Here is an 18681-nt window from a genome sequence, read left to right on the forward strand (position 1 = left end):
CCGTCCAGCCGCCGTTCTGGCGGACACACCCGGCCCGCTGGCCGGACATCTGGCGCCGGTCGATCCAGGCCCGGATCGTCACCGGCACGCTGCTGATGTCGACCGTCGTCCTGATCCTGGTCGGCTGGGTGATGATGAGCCAGGTCACCGACGGCGTCCTGGAGTCCCGCCGGACCAGCGCCCAGGCCGAGGCCGCCGCCCAGCTGAACGCGTTGTCCAGCTCGATCAACGCCGCCGACCCGGCGACCATCACGCAGAAGCTGACCGAGCTCGTCCAGAACTCCAACCGCGCCGGCCTGTACGACGTGGTGCTGATGCCGACCGACAACTCCGGCTCCGTGCTGATCCAGCAGACCGGTGGCGTGATCAGCACCTCGGTCCCGCAGGAGCTGCAGTCCTCGGTCGGGAGCGATGGCTCCTCCCTGTGGGACACCTACACGCTGATCAACTACGAGGGCCAGCCGAGTGCGCCGGGCCTGGTGATCGGCTCGCAGGTCCGTGTCGACTCCACGGCCGAGCGGTACGAGGTCTACTTCCTGTTCCCGCTCACGGCCCAGCAGGAGACGCTGGACGTCGTACAGCGCGCGCTGCTCACCGCCGGCCTGCTCCTCGTCGTACTGCTCGGTGCGGTGGCCTGGCTGGTCACCCGCCAGGTGGTGACCCCGGTGCGGATGGCCCGGCGGATCGCCGAGCGGCTGGCGGCCGGCAAGCTCGAGGAGCGGATGCAGGTCCGCGGTACCGACGACCTGGCCCGGCTGGCGGTCTCGTTCAACAAGATGGCCAGCAACCTGCAGCAGCAGATCCGCCGGCTGGAGGAGCTGTCCCGGCTGCAGCGCCGGTTCGTCTCCGACGTGTCCCACGAGCTGCGGACCCCGCTGACCACGGTCCGGATGGCCGCCGACCTGCTGCACGAGACCCGCGACGGGTTCGATCCGATCACCCGCCGCTCGGTCGAGCTGCTGCAGAACGAGCTGAACCGTTTCGAGGAGCTGCTCGGCGACCTGCTGGAGATCAGCAGGTTCGACGCCGGCGCGGCCGCGCTCGACCTGGAGGACGTCGACCTGCGCGACATCGTCGCCCGGGTGCTGGAGAACCACGAGACCCTGCTGGAGCGCAAGGGCTGCGAGGTCCAGCTGGCGATGCCCGAGCCGTGCCGCGCCCAGGTCGACGCGCGCCGGATCGAGCGGATCCTGCGCAACCTGATCGGCAACGCGATCGAGCACAGCGAGGGCCGGCCGATCCTGATCAGCACGGCCACCGACGAGGACGCCGCGGCCGTCGCCGTCCGCGACCACGGCATCGGCTTCCGCGCCGAGGAGGCCGAGATGGTGTTCAGCAGGTTCTGGCGCGCCGACCCGGCCCGGGCCCGTACGACGGGTGGCACGGGCCTCGGCCTGTCGATCGCGCTGGAGGACGCCCGGCTGCACGGTGGCCGGCTGGACGCGTGGGGCTCGCCCGGCGACGGCGCGTACTTCCGGCTGACGCTGCCGCGCCGCCCGGACGTCACGCTGTCCGGCTCGCCGCTGCCGGCGCGTCCGTCCGACGCGTCCCGCGTCGTCCCGGAGATGACGCTGGTCGACGTCGGGGCGCCGTACCAGAAGCTGACCGGTGGTGAGGACCTGTGAGGCGACGAGCTGCTGGGGTGCTGGGTGTGGGGCTGGCCGTCGTACTGGTGGCTGCTGGGTGTGCGTCGGTGCCGACCGAGGGACAGATCCGCAACGGCAGCAAGAACGCCGCCGCCGCGTCCGGCGGCAAGGTCGGTGTCGAGGCGCAGGAACCCCGTACGAACGCCAAGCCGCCGGCGCTGGTCAGCGGGTTCGTGGAGGCGATGTCGGACTTCAGCAACTACGACACCGCCCGGATGTACATGACGCCCGACGCCGCGGCGAAGTGGGAGCCGGAGAAGGGGATCACGGTCTACGACCAGTCCTCGACCAAGGCGCTGACCCAGGTCCCCGGCACCAACACGATCCGGCTGAAGGCGCCGCGGATCGGCACGATCGACGCGCGCGGCAGCTGGTCGTCGGCGCCCCGCGGCTCGATGGTGCAGTTCGACTTCACGGTGCAGCAGGCCGACGGCCAGTTCCGCGTCTCCAGCGTGCCGAACGGGACCTTCCTGCCCAACAACCAGCTGGAGTCCCGGCTCGAGCCGTACGCGCTGTACTTCGCCAACCGCGAGCGCGGCATGCTCGTGCCGGACCCGATCTTCCTGCCGCAGCTGCCGCCCGGGCAGGTCGCGACCCGGCTCGTCCAGGAGCTGCTCAAGGGCCCGACCAGCCGGCTCGGCAACGGGGTCGGCACGGCCGCGCCGCCCGGGACGCAGGTGAACGTCTCCGTACCGGTCGAGCTCGGTGAGGCGACGGTCGAGCTGAGCAAGTCGGCCGCCGGTCTGTCCGCTGTCGACCGTGGCGTGCTGGCCGCGCAGATCATGTGGACGCTGCGCCCGATCAGCACCCGGGTGAAGATCACCGTCGACGGCGCCGGGCTGGTCGACAACAACACCGACGCGCTCCAGTTCGCCAACTACGCGCAGTTCGACCCGACCGTGCCGATACCGCAGATGAAGGACCTGTACGGCACCGTCGGCGGCAAGATCGTCCGGGTCAACCTGGACAGCGCCACGACGATCGGCGCGACCCCGCTGAACGAGAGTCTGCTCTTCAGCTACTCCGCGGAGAGCCTCGCGGTGAACCCGCGCGGCACGACCGGCGCGGTGGTGACCGAGGCCGATGGCGACGAAGTAGTTGCCGTGGGCTCCTTGGCCGAGGCGACCGACGACAGCGAGAAGGTCGACCCGGTCCCGACCGACGGCAAGGTCCTGCGCCCCAGCTTCGACAACCAGGAGAACCTGTGGATCCTGGACCGGGCCGACAGCTCGGCGCCGCGGCTGCGGATGCGCACCAAGGACGGGAAGATCGCCGAGGTACGGACCAACTTCGGCGGCCGTAAGCCGGTCCAGCTGCGGATGGCGCCGGACGGCGTACGGGCGCTGATGGTGATCGAGGGCAAGAACGGCCAGAACACCGTCGAGACCGGCACGATCACCACGGACAACGCGAAGAAGTTCCAGCTGACCCAGCCCCGCGCGCTGCAGGTCCCGCTGTACGACATCACCGACGCCACGTGGAACCAGCTCGGCGTCCTGGTCTCCGGCCGCCCCGCCCCCAACGGCGCCCGCCAGCCCTGGCTGGTCAACGTCGACGGCTCCGCACCGCGTGTCATCCCCGGCTCGCCGAACAACGCCTTCCAGTCGGAGACGCTGGCCTCGAACCCGAACATCGACACCCTCCCGGTGGTCCGCGACACCGACGGCGTCACCCACTGGCAGAGCAAGGACCTCAACTGGTCCGAACTCGAGGAAAACGAACAACCCATCAACATCCAGCCGGTGTACCCGGGCTGATCCATCCCGTCGGTAGCGCCCCCAGGCTGTTGGGTGGTTGCTCTTGTCTAGCCCGCCCGCCCCCTCTGTGTCGGGTCGCGGGTGGTGGGGCTCCCCGTCGGTTGGCGCCCCCATGCGGTCGAGTGGTTGCCGTGATCTAGCCCGCCCGCCCCCTCTGTGTCGGGGGGAAGGCGTTGATCGGGGGAGTTCGGGAGGGTCGGTGCGGTCGGGCCTGCTCGCCTCGTGTGTGGCGCGTCCTGTTGGTAGCGCCCGCATGCGGTCGGGTGGTTGGTCGGATCTAGCCCGCCCGCCCCCTCTGTGTCAGGGGGAAGGCGTTGACCGGCAGAGTTGCGCAGCGTCGGCGTTGTCGGGCCCGCCCGTTCCGTGTGTTGGACACACGGCTCGTCGGCTGCCCTCATGCGGCGGGCGGTCGGCGTGACCCGGCTCGCCACCCCGTCGGGTTGCGGAGTTGGTTGGCTCGCTCTCTGCGACGCCCCAGGTGGGCGGATCGGCGTTACGCGACGTTCTCTGGCCACTCCGCCCACTCGGGGCCTGACGGACGGGCTCCGTTGTCCTCGACGAACTGGCGTATTGCCTGGCGTACCTGCTCGATGCTGACCTCGGAGTCTTGTGGCCAGCCCTCGTCGTGACCTTGGTAGTAGTAGAACGGCTCGTCCCGTTCGCTGACCGCGCCTGGGACGTACCAGACACCTCGCGCCGTACGATCGCTGCCGGCGTAGCGAATACCGCCCACTTTCGCTTCGGCGTAGAGCGCAATTCGAAGCTCGTGATCTGGGTACCCCTGCTCGGTCTGGGGCCGGTCGTTGGAATAGAGCGCGATCACCGAGTTCTCGAACGGCTCGGCCAGCACGGCATCGACCAGGGCGTCGACGTCCGCGGCCGATGACAGCATCGTCGCGCCGGCGCCGTTCTTGTAGTAAGCCTCGACGTTCGCCATCAGGAGTCACCCTTTCCGTAGTACGATCGGCCGATCCCGTCCGGCCCATGGACCACCAGGCGTGAACCCGGCGGGAGGAAGTCCTTCAGCATCTTTTCGCAACTCCACCGGCCGTCGCAGGTCGCCTTGTTGATCACGATTGCCTCGTCGGTGAGGCCCCTTTCGCGCATGAACATGGCGAACTTGATCTCCACGTGCGACGTCACCGCCAGACTGTGCGGCGGATCGCCCAGCTGCCGCTGCTTCGCGAACCGGTCACCGATCTCACGGTATCGGTCAACACCGCTGATCATGCGCTGGACATAGCCGTTCGGGTCTCGCCACGCTCCGTTGGTCTTCTCACGGTGCCCAGGCTGATCACGGCGTACTGGCAATTGTGCGAGAAGGTCGCGTGCCTCGTCGTCGTCCAACTTGGGTGGCCAACCTGCATCCGGGGTCGCCTCATCGCCGGCCTTCGCGGTCTTTCCCGAGGTGGCCCTTACCGGCTCGGTCCGGTCGTCATCCGGCCGGCGGTCCGTGGGCGGCCTACGTCCTCCTGGTGCATCTGGCTTCGAGGCCGTGCCGTCAGCGGCCGGCCCGCTGGAGATCCCTTCGGCCAGGCGCAGCGCCCAATCGCGCGCCTTCGGCGGTGCCAAGCTCAGGTGGTGGGCGGCTGCTTCACAGGCCCTGGCGGCCGCGTCGAGTTGCTGTGCGGCAACGGTTGCAGTGCCGCCGGAGAGCTGCAGGACGAGTACGGCGTGCTCACGGCAGAGTCTGGCGCGGTACTCGAGCGCGGCAATGACACGGGGAGCCTCATCGAGGCAGTCCACGAGTCCCTGGGCGATGCGCTGAAGCTCGGAGGGCACGGCGCCGCCCGGCTAGATTTGGTCGGCGTAGCTCGTGCAGCCGGCCGAGGCGATCTGAAGGGCTTCGGCCGCTTGGTCGACGGCCTTGCTCGCCGCGTCGAGGATCTCAGTGATGTCGCGGTCGGTACCGGTGGCCGTCCCCGCTATCAGGGACTCGATCTGGGCGCTGTGCTGGGCGAAGCGCTGCTTGAACCCGGCCAGTCCACCGGAGGCTTGCTTGGCCTCGTTCGCGACCTGGTGCAGCTGCTCCTTGAGTCGTTGGACGTCGGACATCAGGACCTCGCTTCGTGGATTGGCAGGGCGGGATCAGGCAAGCCGCGCTGCCCCGGGATCTCGACGACCGGACGGGATCGGTGGGGGTGCAGCGATGGAGCTGCACGGAGGGGTGACGGCGACGCCCACCGACCCCGCCAGTCAGAGGGCGAGCAGATGGACGCGGGCGCCGGTGGCCTGCTCGAAGGCTTGCCGCAGGTTGAGCGGGCCGGCGGTACTCAGGAAGTGCAGCGGACTCGGGATAACTACCGCGACGTTCTCCTGATTCCCGATGGACGCCACGAGCGCTTCGAGCGCGGCGGAGGTTCGCTCGGAGTACTCGACGTAGGTGTAGCCCATCGAGTAGCCCTCGAGCCTGGCGAAGACGGCCATGTCGGTTTCAAGCTCCGCGATCTCGTCCTCGGTGCTCAGCAGACCGCGTCGGATGTAGCCGACAAGCAGCGGCCGGGTGACGTCGTCGAACAGTTCCTCGTCCAGATCGTCGGCCGGATTCACTGCTCGTTCTGCCGGCGTCGGAACAGGTCGATGGGGCGTTTCCACAGCGCGGTGCGCCACGAGCGCCAGGGGGTGTCGTTCACGACAGTTGAGCATCGCGTATCACCATCGCCAGCTCGTTGGCTTCACTTCACGTCACCCCAAATGTTGCGGTCGGCATCGGTTGGTGCATCGAAGCCTCTCGTCCGAGGTACTGACTCCGCCATGAACGACACCGGACGATTGGCTGCCGTCCGACTGCCGTTTCGCCACACCGGTGGAGTTGTCCGGGCAACGTCTGATCTGCCGTTTGACTGCCATCTGACCGACGTTCGGCTGCCATCGACGCGCGGATGAGGACCGCGGCCCATTCGGCTGACGTACGGTGAAGTGGTGGCTACGGCGCAGTACAGAACGCTGCTCGAACAGCTCGTTCACGAAGGCCCGTGGACGGTCGAAGAGACCTGCCAGGCGTTCGAGACGAAAGCGCGGCAGATGCAGGAGTCGGCGACCTTGTCGCCGCGCCAGCTGGCGCGGTGGATGCGCGGTGATGTCGCACAGGCTCGACGGGTTGCGCAACGGGTTGCCGAGGAGTTCTGGGGGCACCGTTTCGAGGTCTTGCTCGGTTCACCACAGGTGTTGCCCGAGTCGGGGCGTCGCAGCGGATCGGCCGTGCCGGGCCAGACCGTCGACGTCGAATCTCTGGAGGCAGCAGCAGTCATGGCCGCCCACGAAAGTTTTGAGCACGCCGCCCGAATCGCGGGCGCCGTTGACTCCGACGACATCTTTTTGCTGCAGGAGTCGGTCCACGAGCTGGCGCGCGGGTATCACCACAAGCCGCCGCTGCAGATGCTGACCGAAGCCCGTCACATCCGGAACGTCGCCTATCTCTTACTCGACAAGACTCGACGTCCGGGACAGACGAGCGAGTTGTACCAAGTTGCTGGGCAGGCGTGCGGGCTGCTCTCGATCGTGTCGTTCGACCTGGCCCGTTGGGATGCCGCAGAGGAACAGGCCCGGTCTGCCCGGACCTACGCCGAGCTCATCGGCGATGCCGACCTCGAGGCGTGGTCACGCGGCACCCAGGCTCTTGTCGCCAACTGGCGTGGGCAGAGCCGCAGGGCGGTTGCCCTTATTACCAGCAGTGTGGACCATGCCCCGGCCGGTGTATCGACGGCCAGACTCCGCGCCATCGAGGCTCGGGCCTGGGCCGAGCTGGGGCGTCCGGACCACGTGAAAGAAGCGCTGCGACTGGCTGACTCCGAAATGGACCAGGCGCTCGACAACGAGCTGTACGGGGCGACTGGTGGAGAGTTCGGCTGGGGACCGAGTCGTCACGCGGCCTGTGCTGGTACGGCACTGCTCACAGTGGGGCAGGGGGACTCCGCAGTTGTTCGGATCAGTGACGCGATCAGTCTTGTCGTCGAGGATCCGTTCAGTGGACTGGAGCCGGCTCGAGCCCGCGTCGATCTTGCGACAGCCGAACTACTGGCCGGACGGCTCGACGCCGGCGTCGAGGCGATCGACTCGGTATGGACCATTCCCGCACCCCACCGCAGGCATGGGCTGACCGGTCGAATGGATCAACTGGCGCGCCAACTCACGAGTCGCGACTGGCGTGATACGCCGCGGGCGATCGAGCTTCGGGATCAGATCGAGGTGTTCAACTCCGAAGCTGTTTCACGCCTGGCGCTTCCGAGCGCCTGAGGCGTCTGCGGCAAACCACTTGGCGAGTAGTTCAGCCTCCTTCTCGGGCGCCATGCCGAGCTGCCGCTGCCGCGGATGGTCGATCAGGCCATCTCGGTCCAAGGCCACTTTGAAGTCCTCCAACATGTCGGAGAGTGGTCGGGGCTGGAGACCGGCCGCAGCGGCCAGTTGGCCATCGACTCGCCAGGTGCCTTCGGCAGTACGCCAGAGTGGGATTTCTGTCCATTGCCGCACGTCTTGCTTGGCCAGCCACTCCGCATCGACCCAGACCGGCTGCGCACGGCGGCCGGTCAGGTCGAGACAGATATCGATCAGGTCGCCGAAGGTGGCATGACCGACGGGAGCGACGAGGTTGAAGGCGCCGTCACGTCGGGTCTGGATGGCGTCGAGGAGGAAGCTCGAGACGTCGCGCACATCAAGGGGCTGAATCGGCTGCTCCGGCGGCGACGGCAGCAGCCATTGACCACCACGGGCAGCTCGCTCGATCAGTTTCAAGGCTCGACCGATGTACTCGCCCGGCCCGAGGATGACGCCGGGCCGCACGATCAGACTGCGCTTACTGCTTGACGTGACAGCGATCTCGCACCCTGCCTTGAGCGTGCCATAGCGCTTGCCGATCGACATGTCAGCCAGCTCAGGTGACTGCTCGGTGAATGTCGATCGTGTGTGCCAGAGCGGTGAGGACTCATTGACCGCGGTTGTCGGCCAATCCTGGTAGACGCTGACGGTCGAGACGAGCACGTACTGCTCGACTCGACCGTTCAGCGCTTCCGTCGTCCGGGCAACATCCGTTGGCTCGTACGCGCTGGTGTCGATCACTGCATCCCACGGGCCGGAAGCCGCGAGGCGGCGGAGGTCGGTGTCGCTGCGACGATCTCCAACCACATGGGAGACGCCGGCCGGTGGCAGTCCGCTCTTGCCGCGCGAGAAGGCGGTGACATCCCATCCGCGAGCGAAGGCATCCATGGCGATTGTCCGACCGAGAAACCAGCTGCCGCCGAGGATCAGAAGTCTCATGAGGTCGATCCTGCCTGCGAGAAAGGCTCGCCGCCAATCGTCAGGCGACTCCCGCGGGTAGTTACGAAGTAGCTTCTGGAATTTCGGAAGGCGCCGACCAGGCGAGCCACACGCGTCCTCAGCTCAGCAGAAACTCGCGGATCTGTTCGGAGATCGGCTCCGGGGCCGCCCAGAACGCGCCGTGGTCCTGGTTAGGCAGGGTTAGGACCGTGACATTCGGCAGCAGGGCGTCCAGCGCGTCGCCGGCCGTGCGGAAGTAGGGCTCGCTGTTCTCGCCGACGGCGACCGCGATCGGTGCGTCGATCGACCAGCGGTCGGTGGGCAGGGGCTTGCCGTCCAGGAGCCCGCGCAGGATCTTGCCTTCGTAGGCGAACGTGTGGGCGTACCGGGTCGTGTCTTCCCACGACGGGTCCTGCTTCATCGGCTCGAGGTACTCGGTGGGAACGCCGATCACCTCGGTCATCATGTACTCGACGGCCTCGCTGCGCCGGCCTGCCGCGATCAGTTCTTCCACGTGTCCGACGTAGTCGGCGGGTGCCGGTGGCCGGGAGTCGTCGACCAAGAACGGCGGATCGTAGAGGTAGAGCCCGGTCACCTTGTCGCCGAGCGCACTCGCCGCGTCGAGGGTGATCGCGCAGCCACCGGAACCGCTGGTCAGGGCCGCGGAACCACCTGCGACGTCGATCAGTACGGCGATGTCGTCGATTTCGCGGGCCGGGTCGTAGGGCTGTGGATCACCGCTGGCGCCGCGTCCGCGGCGGTCGAAGGTGATCACCGTGAAGTGCTCGGACAGCGCCTTGACCAAGCCGGCGACGCCGGTATGGTCCTCGGCGACGTTGCTGATCACGATGATCGCCGGGCCGGAGCCGGTCTTCTCGTAGGCGATCGTGGTCCCGTCGGTGGAGGTGATCGTCTGCATGGTCGTGTCCTTTCGGGGTGTTTCGAGGAGATCGTCGAGCCGGTCGAGGGACTCGGCGTAGCCCTCGGCCATCTGCAGCTCGACCGCTCGGCGCAGCGCCTGGCGGTCGGGGAAACTCGCCTCGACCTCGACACGGCACCCGGTGCCCGCCGGAGCGAAGGTGACCGAGGTCGGGAAGGTGCCGGTGCCGTCGGGTCGCCATTCCTCGTCGGCGAAAGTGTCCTCGTAGGTCAGTGCGGAGCGCGGTACGACGACGCCGTACGTGGCGAGGCCGCGGATCGGTTCGGCCGATCCGTCCCGCGGCGCGAGCTGGAACCGCCACCGGCCGCCCGGGCGAACGTCCATCTCGTGAACGGTCGCCGCCCAGCCTGCCGGGCCCCACCACTGGCTGATCGCCGCGGCGTCGGTCCAGGCCCACCACGCCCGGTCCACACCGGCGCCGTAGCTGCGGCTGATCCGGATGGTGTTGCGTGAGCTGTCGATCACGATGCCGTCCTCAGGCATGGTCCGAGTCCTCACTGTTCGTCTCGTCGAGGAAGGAGCCGAGGCGGTCCATCCGTTCGGACCACAGGCCCGCGAACTGCTGCGTCCAGTCGCTCAGCTCGCGCATGGCGTCCGGACGAAGCCGGTAGATCCGTTGCTGCGCCTGCTTCGTCGCGTCGACCAGGCCCGCCTCGGCGAGCAGCCGCAGATGCCGGGACACCTGCGGCTGGCCCAGATCGAGGTCGTCGACGATGCCGCCGACCGACCGTGGGCCGTCCCTGAGCAGCTCGACGATCCGGAACCGGTTCGGCTCCGAGAGCGCTGTCAGCCGCCGTTGCACCGTCTCGACCATGGCTTGAATATACACACAAACACATATACAGGAAACCACATGTACGACGCAGAGCCCGAGTCCCGCCGAAGGCCGTCCGCGATGCGGGACCGCGGACCACCGGCCCGCGGACCGTTCCCTAGCATGGAGGTAATGACAAACCCCGAGGACCGACGGCAGCGATGTCGTCCGTTCTGAGCGCCTTCTTCACCCTCGTCGCGGTCGCCGTCCTCGGGTACGTCGTCGGCCGGGCCGGCGTCCTCCGCAGTGAGGACGAGCTGGTGCTGTCCCGGCTGGCCTTCTTCGTCGCCACGCCGGCCCTGATGTTCGCCACGATCGCGCGCGCGGATCTGAACGTGATCTTCTCGCCGGTCCTGCTCACCAGCCTGTCGTGCGTGCTGATCATCGTGGTGCTGTCGCTGACCGTCTCCGGTCTGGTCTGGCACCGCGACCGGGCGCAGGCGACGATCGGCGCGCTCGCGGCGTCGTACGTGAACGCGGGCAACCTGGGGATCCCGGTCGCCGTCTACGTTCTCGGCGACGGCGCGCTGGTCGCACCGCTCGTGCTCTTCCAGCTCCTGGTGATGGCCCCCGTCGCCTTCGCCGTACTGGACGGCTACCGGCAAGGCTCCGGCCGGCGGGTGTCACTGAAGACCATCCTGACCCGCCCGCTGCGCAACCCGCTGACGGTCGCGTCGCTGCTGGGCCTGCTGGTCGCCGCGGTCGGCTTCGACCCGCCGACGCTCCTGATGCGCCCGATCGAGCTGGTCGGTGCCGCGGGAGTCCCGGTCGCGCTGATCGCGTACGGGCTGAGCCTGAGCGGCCGGACCAACAGCACCCGCCTCGGCCCCGGCCCGGACCTCACCCTGGCGGTCTCGCTCAAGATCGTCCTCCAGCCCGCCATCGCGTACGCCGTGGGCCGTTGGGTCCTCGGCCTCGAGGGACACGCCCTGCTGGCGCCGACTCTGCTGGCAGCGCTCCCTACCGCCCAGAACGTCTACGTGTACGCCGTCCACTACCGCACCGGTCAGCAGCTCGCCCGCAGCACGGTCATGCTCAGCACGCTGCTCTCCATCCCCACCATGACGCTGATCACCGGCCTGCTGGCCTGAGTTGTCCACAGGGGTCGTTTGCGCTGGAGGCCCGCGACGGCGCAGGGTTTCGGGGTGGGGCTCCGGGACGCGTGGGTGGATCTTGTCCTCGGCGGGACCTGCGCCGGCTGTGAGCGTCCGGGAGTCAGCCTCTGCCGGGAGTGCCGTGCCGATCTGGCGGCGCTGACTCCGTTCAGCGCCAGCCCGACGCCCGCGCCGGCCGGGTTCCCCGGCGCGACCGCCTGTTCGCCGTACGACGGAATGCTGCGCCGCCTGATCATCGAGCACAAGGAGCACGCTCGCTACACCCTGGCCGGACCGCTCGGCAAGACCCTCGCCATCTCGGTCGCGGCGGCGATCGAGCCGGGCCGGGCGGCCTGGATCTGCCCGATCCCGTCCGCCCGGGCGACCGTTCGCGCCCGCGGGCACGAACCGCTGCGGCGGATCGCGATCGTTGCCGTCCGCCACCTCCGCGGACACGGGTACGACGTCCGTCTGGCCGACGCCCTCGGACTCGTCCGCCGGCCCCGGGACCAGGCCGGGCTGTCGGCGCGGGAGCGGTTCGCCAACCTGGACGGCGTGTTCGGGGTGCGTTCGCGCTGGGCTGAAACGCTGACGGATCAGCCGCTCCTGCTGGTCGACGACGTGCTGACCACCGGATCCACGCTCACGCAGGCCGCCGGAGCCTTGGAAACAACGGGAATCGCGGTGCTCGGATCCGCCGTACTGGCCGCCACCCGCCGGTACGGGACGCCCGGTTCATGAGAACTTCCCTACCGGTTTTCGCCGAAGCCGACTAGCGTTGGCCTATGACACCCGCTAGGGCTTGTCGGGCAGTGAAGTGGCGCAGGACCGGATCAGCCGGAATCCTGGCCACGGAGTCCGACCGGCTTGACAGCGGGTGTTCGCGTTTCGGGCTCCGGCGAGCTGGTCACGGAGGTTCCGGAACGTAAAAGAAGTCGCCGATCGATGGAGGTTTCCGTGGACGTCGTTGTCAAGGGTCATCACTGCGAGGTCAGTGACCGCTTCCGGCAGTACGTCGAGGAAAAGCTCGCCAGGATCGAGAAGGTCGATCACCGGGTGCTGCGATGCGAAGTGGAAGTCAGTCAGGAGAAGAACCCGCGACAGCACGATCGGGCGATGAGGGTCGAGCTCACGATGTACACCAAGGGTCCGGTGGTCCGGGCCGAGGCGTGCGGTGAGACCAAGCAGGCGGCGTTCGACGTCAGCCTGGACCGGCTGCGGGCGCAGGTCCGCAAGGCCGCCGACCGTCGCCGGGTGCACCGCGGCGAGCACGCGCCCGAGGGGCTGCGGCACGTCAACGCCAAGCAGACGTTCAACGGTGCCGACCTCGTGGTCGAGGAGACCGCGGACGACGAGGTGCCGACCCAGAAGTTCGGATCGCTGACGGTGACCGGGGACGGTCCGCTGGTGATGCGCGAGAAGACCCACACCGCCAAGCCGATGTCGCTGGACCAGGCTCTCTACGAGCTGGAGCTGGTCGGCCACGACTTCTACCTGTTCGTCGACGCCGACGAGAACCAGCCGAGCGTCGTCTACCGCCGCCGGGGCTACGACTACGGCGTGATCCGCCTGGCCGTCTGACCCACCGAGGACGCGAAGAGGGGCCCGGGCGAAAGCCCGGGCCCCTCTTCCTTTCGGGAGGTACCTAGCTACCGATCTGCGCCTGCAGCTCGGCGGAGTACGTCGCGACCTCGGCGTACACGCCCGGGTTGCCGGCGTCGGCGCAGCCGATGCCCCAGGAGACGACGCCGAACAGGCGGCCGTTCAGGACCAGCGGGCCACCGGAGTCGCCCTGGCACGAGTCCTTGCCGCCGTCCTCGTAGCCGGCGCAGATCTCGCCGTTGCCGACGTACCCCTGGCTGGCGTACACGTCCGCGCAGTAGGAGTCACCGAGCACCGGGACGGTCACCTTCTGGAAGGTGTCGGCCGGGCCGGTGCCCTCGGTGTTGCCGTAGCCGTAGACGACCGACTGGGCGCCGGCCACGTCCGCGGCGGTGTCGGTCTCCAGCGGCAACGTCGGTACGCCGGTGAACGGCGTCTCCAGCGTCATCACCGCGACGTCGTGACCGGGCTGCTGCCCGTACGCCGGGTCGGCCCAGATGCTGGTGATCTTCGAGGTCTGGCCACCGGATCCGGACAGCTCGTCGCGGCCCTGGACGGCCGTGTACGTGCTCGCCGCCTCCGTCGCGCAGTGCGCGGCGGTGACGATCTTGTTCGCCGCGACCAGGGTGGCGCCGCAGTACTGGCCGCTGGGGACCGGGGATCCGCTGTTGTTCAGCGCCAGGGCCCACGGGGTGTCGGCGGTGTGGGCGATCTCGCCACCGACGATCCGGGTGTGCGGAGGTTCCGGCGCCGGGCTCGCCGACGCGGTGCCGATCGCGCCGAGCGACGCGGCGGTCAGCGCCGCCGCGGCCAGAGTGGCTCGAACCAGCTGGATTCTTCCTGTCATTGCCTCACGCTCCACAGGTGAAGGAGACCGCGCGGGCGTCGCGGCCTACCTAGGAGCGTCGCCTGTGTGCGGTGCGTAGCGCACCTCTCACCTTTGGTAACTCGGGAGTTATGACCTGGGTGGGGGGAATGGGTCTGAGGGAAGGACAGGGAAGGAAAGGAGGGGAGGGCGGGGGGATGGGGGAGAAGGTGGAGGGGCTTCGGGGGTTGGTATTTGGTGGGCTTCGGGGGGAAATGTTGGTGGGGGTCGGGGGGTGGTGTTTGTGGGGTTCGGGGGAATGTCGGTGGGGGTCGGCAGAATGTTTCGGGTGACTCAGACTCAGGTGCTGTCTCAGGCTCAGGCTCGGCGGATCGGGTTGGCCGCTCAGGGGTTTGCCGATCCTCGGCCGAAGGGTGTGCCGGACATGCGGGCGCTCAGTCGGGTGCTCGGGAGGATCGGGTTGCTGCAGATCGACTCGGTCAATGTGCTGAGCCGGGCGCAGTACCTGCCGCTCTACTCGCGCCTGGGGCCGTACCCGCGGGACCTGCTCGACCGGGCGGCCGGTAAGGCTCCGCGCCGTCTGGTGGAGTACTGGGCGCACGAGGCCTCGCTGATCCCGGTCGAGACGCACCCGCTGATGCGGTGGCGGATGGCTCGGGCGAGCACCGAGGCGTGGGGCGGGCCGCGCTCGATCGCGGCCGAGCGGCCGGACTTGGTCAAGCAGGTGCTCGCCGACGTCACCGCGCACGGTCCGCTGACCGCGCGCGAGATCGACGACGACGTGGAGCGCCAGAAGGACAACTGGGGCTGGAACTGGTCGGACGTGAAGCGCGCGCTGGAGTTCCTGTTCTTCGCGGGCGAGATCACCGTCGCCAAGCGCAACCAGCAGTTCGAGCGGATGTACGATGTCCCGGAGCGCGTGCTGCCCGCCGCCGTGCTGGCCACGCCGGTCCCGACGCCGGAGGAGGCGCACCGGGAGCTGATCCGGATCGCGGCGAAGGCGCACGGCGTGGGGACGGCGCAGTGCTTGAAGGACTACTTCCGGACCGCTCCGGCGCCGACCACCCAGGCGATCGGGGAGCTGGTCGAGGAGGGCGAGTTGCTGCCGGTCACGATCCAGGGCTGGAAGCGCCCGGCGTACCTGCACCGCGACGCCCGGCTGCCGCGCCGGGTGAACACGCGGGCCCTGGTCAGCCCGTTCGACTCGCTGGTCTACGAGCGGACCCGGACGGAGATGCTCTTCGACTTCCGGTACCGGATCGAGATCTACGTCCCGGCCGAGAAGCGCGTGTACGGGTACTACGTGCTCCCGTTCCTGCTCGGCGACCGGCTGGTGGCCCGGGTCGACCTGAAGGCGGACCGGGCGTCCGGCGTACTGCTGGTGCAGTCCGCGCACGCGGAGGACGGCGCGCCGGCCGAGACCCCGGAGGAGCTGGCCGCCGAGCTGGTCCAGCTGGCCGGCTGGCTCGGGCTCGACCACGTCCGGGTGGCCGGCCCCGGCGATCTGGCGCCTGCGCTCAGTCACGCCCTGCGCGGACAGTGACGGCCGAAGACCCCCGAGGAACTTTTCGGCGCCGCCGCGCGTGAGTCAGGAAACGCAGCCGACGTGGCTTGGCACATCCGGCCCCGTACGATAGGTGACGCACGCCGCCCGGCGGGTGGACCGTGCCGTGCCCAGTGCGGGCGCGGTGAGATGACGGGCCGGCAAAGTCCGCCGTAACCAGGCTTCAGCAGCAAGGAGAGAACTGCCCACCATGAAGGTGATCGACAAGGTCCTGCGCATCGGCGAGGGCAAGACGCTGCGGCAGCTCGAGCGCATCGCAAAGGTGGTCAACTCCATCGAGGACGATTTCGTCGCGATGTCCGACGAGGAGCTGCGCGGCCAGACGGCCGAGTTCAAGCAACGGGTCGCCGACGGCGAGTCCCTCGACGCGCTGCTGCCGGAGGCGTTCGCGGTCGTCCGGGAAGCGGCCAAGCGGACGCTGCACCAGCGCCACTACGACGTCCAGATCATGGGCGGCGCGGCGCTGCACCTGGGCAACATCGCGGAGATGAAGACCGGTGAGGGCAAGACCCTGGTCGGCACCCTCCCGACGTACCTGAACGCGCTGTCCGGCAAGGGCGTGCACGTGGTCACGGTGAACGACTACCTGGCCAAGTTCCAGGCCGAGTGGATGGGCCGGGTGTACCACTTCCTCGGCCTCGACTACGGCGTGATCCTGCCGGAGATGACCCCGGCCGAGCGCCGGATCGCCTACCACAAGGACATCACGTACGGCACGAACAACGAGTTCGGCTTCGACTACCTGCGCGACAACATGGCCAGCGACATCGCCGACTGCGTGCAGCGCGAGTACAACTACGCGATCGTGGACGAGGTCGACTCGATCCTGGTCGACGAGGCCCGGACCCCGCTGATCATCTCCGGCCCGGCCGAGGACTCCCAGCGCTGGTACGTCGAGATGGCGCAGATCGCCTCGACGCTGAAGGCGTGGACCAACGCCGACGACCAGGTGCTGAAGAACGAGCGGCGCGGCGTCACCGACCTGGAGATCGACGAGAAGAAGCGCAAGGTCGCCGACTACGAGGTCGACGAGAAGAAGCGCACCGTCGCCATCCTCGAGCGCGGGATCGAGAAGGTCGAGGACCGGCTCGGCATCGACAACCTGTACGAGTCGGCCAACACCCCGCTGATCAGCTACCTGAACAACGCGCTGAAGGCCAAGGACCTGTTCCGCAAGGACAAGGACTACGTGGTCGTCGACGGCGAGGTGCTGATCGTCGACGAGCACACCGGCCGGACGCTGCACGGCCGCCGCTACAACGAGGGTCTGCACCAGGCGATCGAGGCCAAGGAGAAGGTCGAGATCAAGGAGGAGTACCAGACCCTCGCGACGATCACGCTGCAGAACTACTTCCGCCAGTACAGCAAGCTGGCCGGGATGACCGGTACGGCGATGACCGAGGCCGCGGAGTTCAGCAAGATCTACGGCCTGGGCGTCGTCCCGATCCCGACCAACAAGCCGATGGTCCGCGCCGACCAGCGCGACCTGATCTACCGCACCGAGGACGCCAAGTTCGACGCGGTGGTCAAGGACATCGTCGACAAGCACCAGAGCGGCCAGCCGATCCTGGTCGGCACCACCAGCGTGGAGAAGTCCGAGCGGCTGTCCGCGCAGCTGCGCAAGGAGAACATCGCGCACGAGGTGCTGAACGCCAAGCAGCACGCGCGGGAGGCCGCGATCGTGGCCGAGGCCGGCCGTAAGGGCGCGGTCACGGTGGCCACCAACATGGCCGGCCGTGGGACGGACATCATTCTCGGCGGCAACCCGGAGTTCCTGGCCGACAAGGACCTGCGTGCGCGCGGCATCGACCCGGCCGAGTCGCCGGAGGAGTACGAGGCCGAGTACCCGAAGGTCCTGGAGAAGTTCGAGCAGCAGGTCAAGGACGAGCAGGTCGAGGTCCGCGAGGCCGGCGGCCTGTACGTGCTCGGCACCGAGCGGCACGAGTCGCGCCGGATCGACAACCAGCTGCGCGGTCGTTCCGGCCGTCAGGGTGACCCGGGCGAGTCGCGCTTCTACCTGTCGCTCGAGGACGACCTGATGCGCCTGTTCAAGCGCGAGATGGTCGACTGGGCGATGTCGCGCAACGACGACGACACGGTGCCGCTGGAGAACAAGGTCGTCACCAAGGCGATCGCGTCGGCGCAGTCCCAGGTCGAGGCGCAGAACTTCGAGACCCGGAAGAACATCCTCAAGTACGACGACGTGATGAACCGTCAGCGCCACGTCGTGTACGACGAGCGCCGCCGCGTGCTCGAGGGCGCCGACCTGCAGGACCAGGTGCTCGACATGCTCGACGAGACCGTCACCGGGTACGTGATGGGCGCGACCGCGGACGGGTTCGCCGAGGACTGGGACCTGGACCCGCTGTTCACCGCGCTGAGGACGCTGTACCAGACGACGGTCACCGAGGAGGACCTGGTCGAAGAGGCCGGCGGCGAGCGCTCCGGCCTGACCCAGGACTTCATGGTGGAGAAGTTCGTCGCCGACGCGCGCGAGGCCTACGCGCGGCGCGAGGAGCTGCTCGGCACCGAGTCGATGCGCGAGCTCGAGCGGGGCGTCGTGCTGAACGTGCTGGACCGCAAGTGGCGTGAGCACCTGTACGAGATGGACTACCTGCGCGAGGGCATCGGCCTGCGTGCGATGGCGCAGCGCGACCCGCTGATCGAGTACCAGCGCGAGGGCTACGACATGTTCGCCGCCATGATGGAGTCCATCAAGGAGGAGTCGGTCGCGTTCATCTTCAACGTCGAGGTCGACGTCGAGGCGATGCGCGCCCAGCAGGCCGCGGCGGCCGAGGTCGTCGAGGAGGCCGAGGACATCCTCACCCCGGGTGCCCCGGTCGCGGAGTTCCCCGGTCGCGACGCCGACCGTCCCCAGGACCGGCCGCAGGACGGCCCGCGCCTGACCGACCGGCCGAAGCTGCTCGCCAAGGGGCTGGGCAAGGACAGCCGGCCGCCGCAGCGGCTGTCGTACTCCGCGCCGACCATCGACGGCGACGAGGAGGTCGCGGTCCGCTCCGAGGACGGCGCCGACGCCGGCGGCCTGCTCTACCCGGGCACCCCGCGCAACGTCGCCTGCCCGTGCGGTTCGGGCAAGAAGTACAAGCGCTGCCACGGCGACCCCGCGGCGGACGTCTACAAGTAAGCACTGGTCGAAGGCCGCTCCCACCCGGTGGGAGCGGCCT

Annotated in this window: 16 protein-coding genes; 8 read left to right on the forward strand and 8 right to left on the reverse strand. The window is 68.5% G+C overall.

Annotated features, from left to right (window positions below):
* Window positions 1-62 precede the first annotated feature (62 nt).
* Both mtrB and HDA39_RS39015 read left to right on the forward strand, forming a co-directional pair.
* Window positions 63-1625, forward strand: a complete 1563-nt coding sequence (gene mtrB / locus HDA39_RS39010; RefSeq protein WP_337926146.1) for an MtrAB system histidine kinase MtrB — start codon at window positions 63-65, stop codon at window positions 1623-1625.
* Entirely contained in the window at window positions 1622-3403 is a 1782-nt protein-coding gene (locus tag HDA39_RS39015) for an LpqB family beta-propeller domain-containing protein (RefSeq protein WP_184804023.1), read from the forward strand. The genes mtrB and HDA39_RS39015 overlap by 4 nt, the downstream gene beginning before the upstream one ends.
* 493 nt (window positions 3404-3896) lie before the next feature.
* On the opposite strand, the gene HDA39_RS39020 is transcribed toward HDA39_RS39015, so the two are convergent.
* The 4 genes from HDA39_RS39020 to HDA39_RS39035 all read right to left on the reverse strand — a co-directional run bounded on the left by HDA39_RS39020 (window position 3897) and on the right by HDA39_RS39035 (window position 5953).
* Complete coding sequence (locus tag HDA39_RS39020; RefSeq protein ID WP_184804026.1) at window positions 3897-4340, reverse strand: Imm1 family immunity protein; 444 nt, start codon at window positions 4338-4340, stop codon at window positions 3897-3899.
* Window positions 4340-5185 carry a DddA-like double-stranded DNA deaminase toxin gene (locus HDA39_RS44000; protein ID WP_184804027.1) on the reverse strand — a complete coding sequence of 282 codons (846 nt, stop codon included), beginning with the start codon at window positions 5183-5185 and terminating at the stop codon, window positions 4340-4342. Before HDA39_RS44000 ends, HDA39_RS39020 begins: the two co-directional genes overlap by 1 nt.
* Before the next feature lie 12 nt (window positions 5186-5197).
* Window positions 5198-5458, reverse strand: coding sequence for a hypothetical protein (locus HDA39_RS39030; RefSeq protein ID WP_184804028.1), 261 nt, complete (start codon window positions 5456-5458; stop codon window positions 5198-5200).
* A 141-nt stretch (window positions 5459-5599) separates the two neighbouring features.
* Window positions 5600-5953 carry a hypothetical protein gene (locus HDA39_RS39035; protein WP_184804029.1) on the reverse strand — a complete coding sequence of 118 codons (354 nt, stop codon included), beginning with the start codon at window positions 5951-5953 and terminating at the stop codon, window positions 5600-5602.
* A gap of 372 nt (window positions 5954-6325) precedes the next feature.
* Between HDA39_RS39035 and HDA39_RS39040 the strand changes: the two genes are divergently transcribed.
* Complete coding sequence (locus HDA39_RS39040) at window positions 6326-7639, forward strand: NsdA family TPR-like regulatory protein (protein WP_184804030.1); 1314 nt, start codon at window positions 6326-6328, stop codon at window positions 7637-7639.
* On the opposite strand, the gene HDA39_RS39045 is transcribed toward HDA39_RS39040, so the two are convergent.
* The 3 genes from HDA39_RS39045 to HDA39_RS39055 all read right to left on the reverse strand — a co-directional run bounded on the left by HDA39_RS39045 (window position 7613) and on the right by HDA39_RS39055 (window position 10410).
* The gene (locus HDA39_RS39045) at window positions 7613-8656 is read right to left on the reverse strand and encodes an NAD-dependent epimerase/dehydratase family protein (protein ID WP_184804031.1); all 1044 of its coding nucleotides are present in this window, start codon (window positions 8654-8656) and stop codon (window positions 7613-7615) included. The two genes, HDA39_RS39040 and HDA39_RS39045, sit on opposite strands and share 27 nt — an antisense overlap.
* 118 nt (window positions 8657-8774) lie before the next feature.
* Window positions 8775-10079 carry an alpha/beta fold hydrolase gene (locus tag HDA39_RS39050; RefSeq protein ID WP_184804032.1) on the reverse strand — a complete coding sequence of 435 codons (1305 nt, stop codon included), beginning with the start codon at window positions 10077-10079 and terminating at the stop codon, window positions 8775-8777.
* Window positions 10072-10410, reverse strand: a complete 339-nt coding sequence (locus tag HDA39_RS39055; protein WP_184804034.1) for an ArsR/SmtB family transcription factor — start codon at window positions 10408-10410, stop codon at window positions 10072-10074. Before HDA39_RS39055 ends, HDA39_RS39050 begins: the two co-directional genes overlap by 8 nt.
* Window positions 10411-10571: 161 nt before the next feature.
* On the opposite strand from HDA39_RS39055, the gene HDA39_RS39060 reads away from it, so the two are divergent.
* The 3 genes from HDA39_RS39060 (at window position 10572) to hpf (ending at window position 13085) form a co-directional block, all read left to right on the forward strand.
* The gene (locus tag HDA39_RS39060; protein WP_184804037.1) at window positions 10572-11501 is read left to right on the forward strand and encodes an AEC family transporter; all 930 of its coding nucleotides are present in this window, start codon (window positions 10572-10574) and stop codon (window positions 11499-11501) included.
* Window positions 11502-11555: 54 nt separating this feature from the next.
* On the forward strand, window positions 11556-12245 hold the full coding sequence (locus HDA39_RS39065; protein WP_337926077.1) for a ComF family protein: 690 nt from the start codon (window positions 11556-11558) through the stop codon (window positions 12243-12245).
* Between the two features lie 216 nt (window positions 12246-12461).
* A complete protein-coding gene (gene hpf, locus HDA39_RS39070) occupies window positions 12462-13085 on the forward strand; it encodes a ribosome hibernation-promoting factor, HPF/YfiA family (protein ID WP_184806973.1) in 624 nt (207 codons plus the stop codon).
* Window positions 13086-13149: 64 nt separating this feature from the next.
* Here hpf and HDA39_RS39075 read toward each other — a convergent pair whose 3' ends face one another.
* A complete protein-coding gene (locus tag HDA39_RS39075; RefSeq protein WP_184804043.1) occupies window positions 13150-13953 on the reverse strand; it encodes a S1 family peptidase in 804 nt (267 codons plus the stop codon).
* 298 nt (window positions 13954-14251) lie between these two features.
* On the opposite strand from HDA39_RS39075, the gene HDA39_RS39080 reads away from it, so the two are divergent.
* Window positions 14252-15475 carry a winged helix-turn-helix domain-containing protein gene (locus tag HDA39_RS39080; RefSeq protein WP_184804046.1) on the forward strand — a complete coding sequence of 408 codons (1224 nt, stop codon included), beginning with the start codon at window positions 14252-14254 and terminating at the stop codon, window positions 15473-15475.
* Between the two features lie 211 nt (window positions 15476-15686).
* Window positions 15687-18641: a preprotein translocase subunit SecA gene (secA, locus tag HDA39_RS39085; protein ID WP_184804049.1), complete on the forward strand. Its 2955-nt coding sequence runs from the start codon at window positions 15687-15689 to the stop codon at window positions 18639-18641.
* The last annotated feature ends 40 nt before the right edge of the window (window positions 18642-18681 follow it).

The organism is Kribbella italica (assembly GCF_014205135.1).
GTDB classification, from domain to species: domain Bacteria; phylum Actinomycetota; class Actinomycetes; order Propionibacteriales; family Kribbellaceae; genus Kribbella; species Kribbella italica.

What these genes read in the sequence shown, in the direction of transcription:
- HDA39_RS39020 (WP_184804026.1), bottom strand. Translation starts at nt 4,340, where the DNA reads ATGGCGAACGTCGAGGCTTACTACAAGAACGGCGCCGGCGCGACGATG.
- HDA39_RS39030 (WP_184804028.1), bottom strand. Translation starts at nt 5,458, where the DNA reads ATGTCCGACGTCCAACGACTCAAGGAGCAGCTGCACCAGGTCGCGAAC.
- HDA39_RS39045 (WP_184804031.1), bottom strand. Translation starts at nt 8,656, where the DNA reads ATGAGACTTCTGATCCTCGGCGGCAGCTGGTTTCTCGGTCGGACAATC.
- HDA39_RS39050 (WP_184804032.1), bottom strand. Translation starts at nt 10,079, where the DNA reads ATGCCTGAGGACGGCATCGTGATCGACAGCTCACGCAACACCATCCGG.
- HDA39_RS39055 (WP_184804034.1), bottom strand. Translation starts at nt 10,410, where the DNA reads ATGGTCGAGACGGTGCAACGGCGGCTGACAGCGCTCTCGGAGCCGAAC.
- HDA39_RS39060 (WP_184804037.1), top strand. Translation starts at nt 10,572, where the DNA reads ATGTCGTCCGTTCTGAGCGCCTTCTTCACCCTCGTCGCGGTCGCCGTC.
- HDA39_RS39075 (WP_184804043.1), bottom strand. Translation starts at nt 13,953, where the DNA reads ATGACAGGAAGAATCCAGCTGGTTCGAGCCACTCTGGCCGCGGCGGCG.
- HDA39_RS39080 (WP_184804046.1), top strand. Translation starts at nt 14,252, where the DNA reads ATGTTTCGGGTGACTCAGACTCAGGTGCTGTCTCAGGCTCAGGCTCGG.
- secA (WP_184804049.1), top strand. Translation starts at nt 15,687, where the DNA reads ATGAAGGTGATCGACAAGGTCCTGCGCATCGGCGAGGGCAAGACGCTG.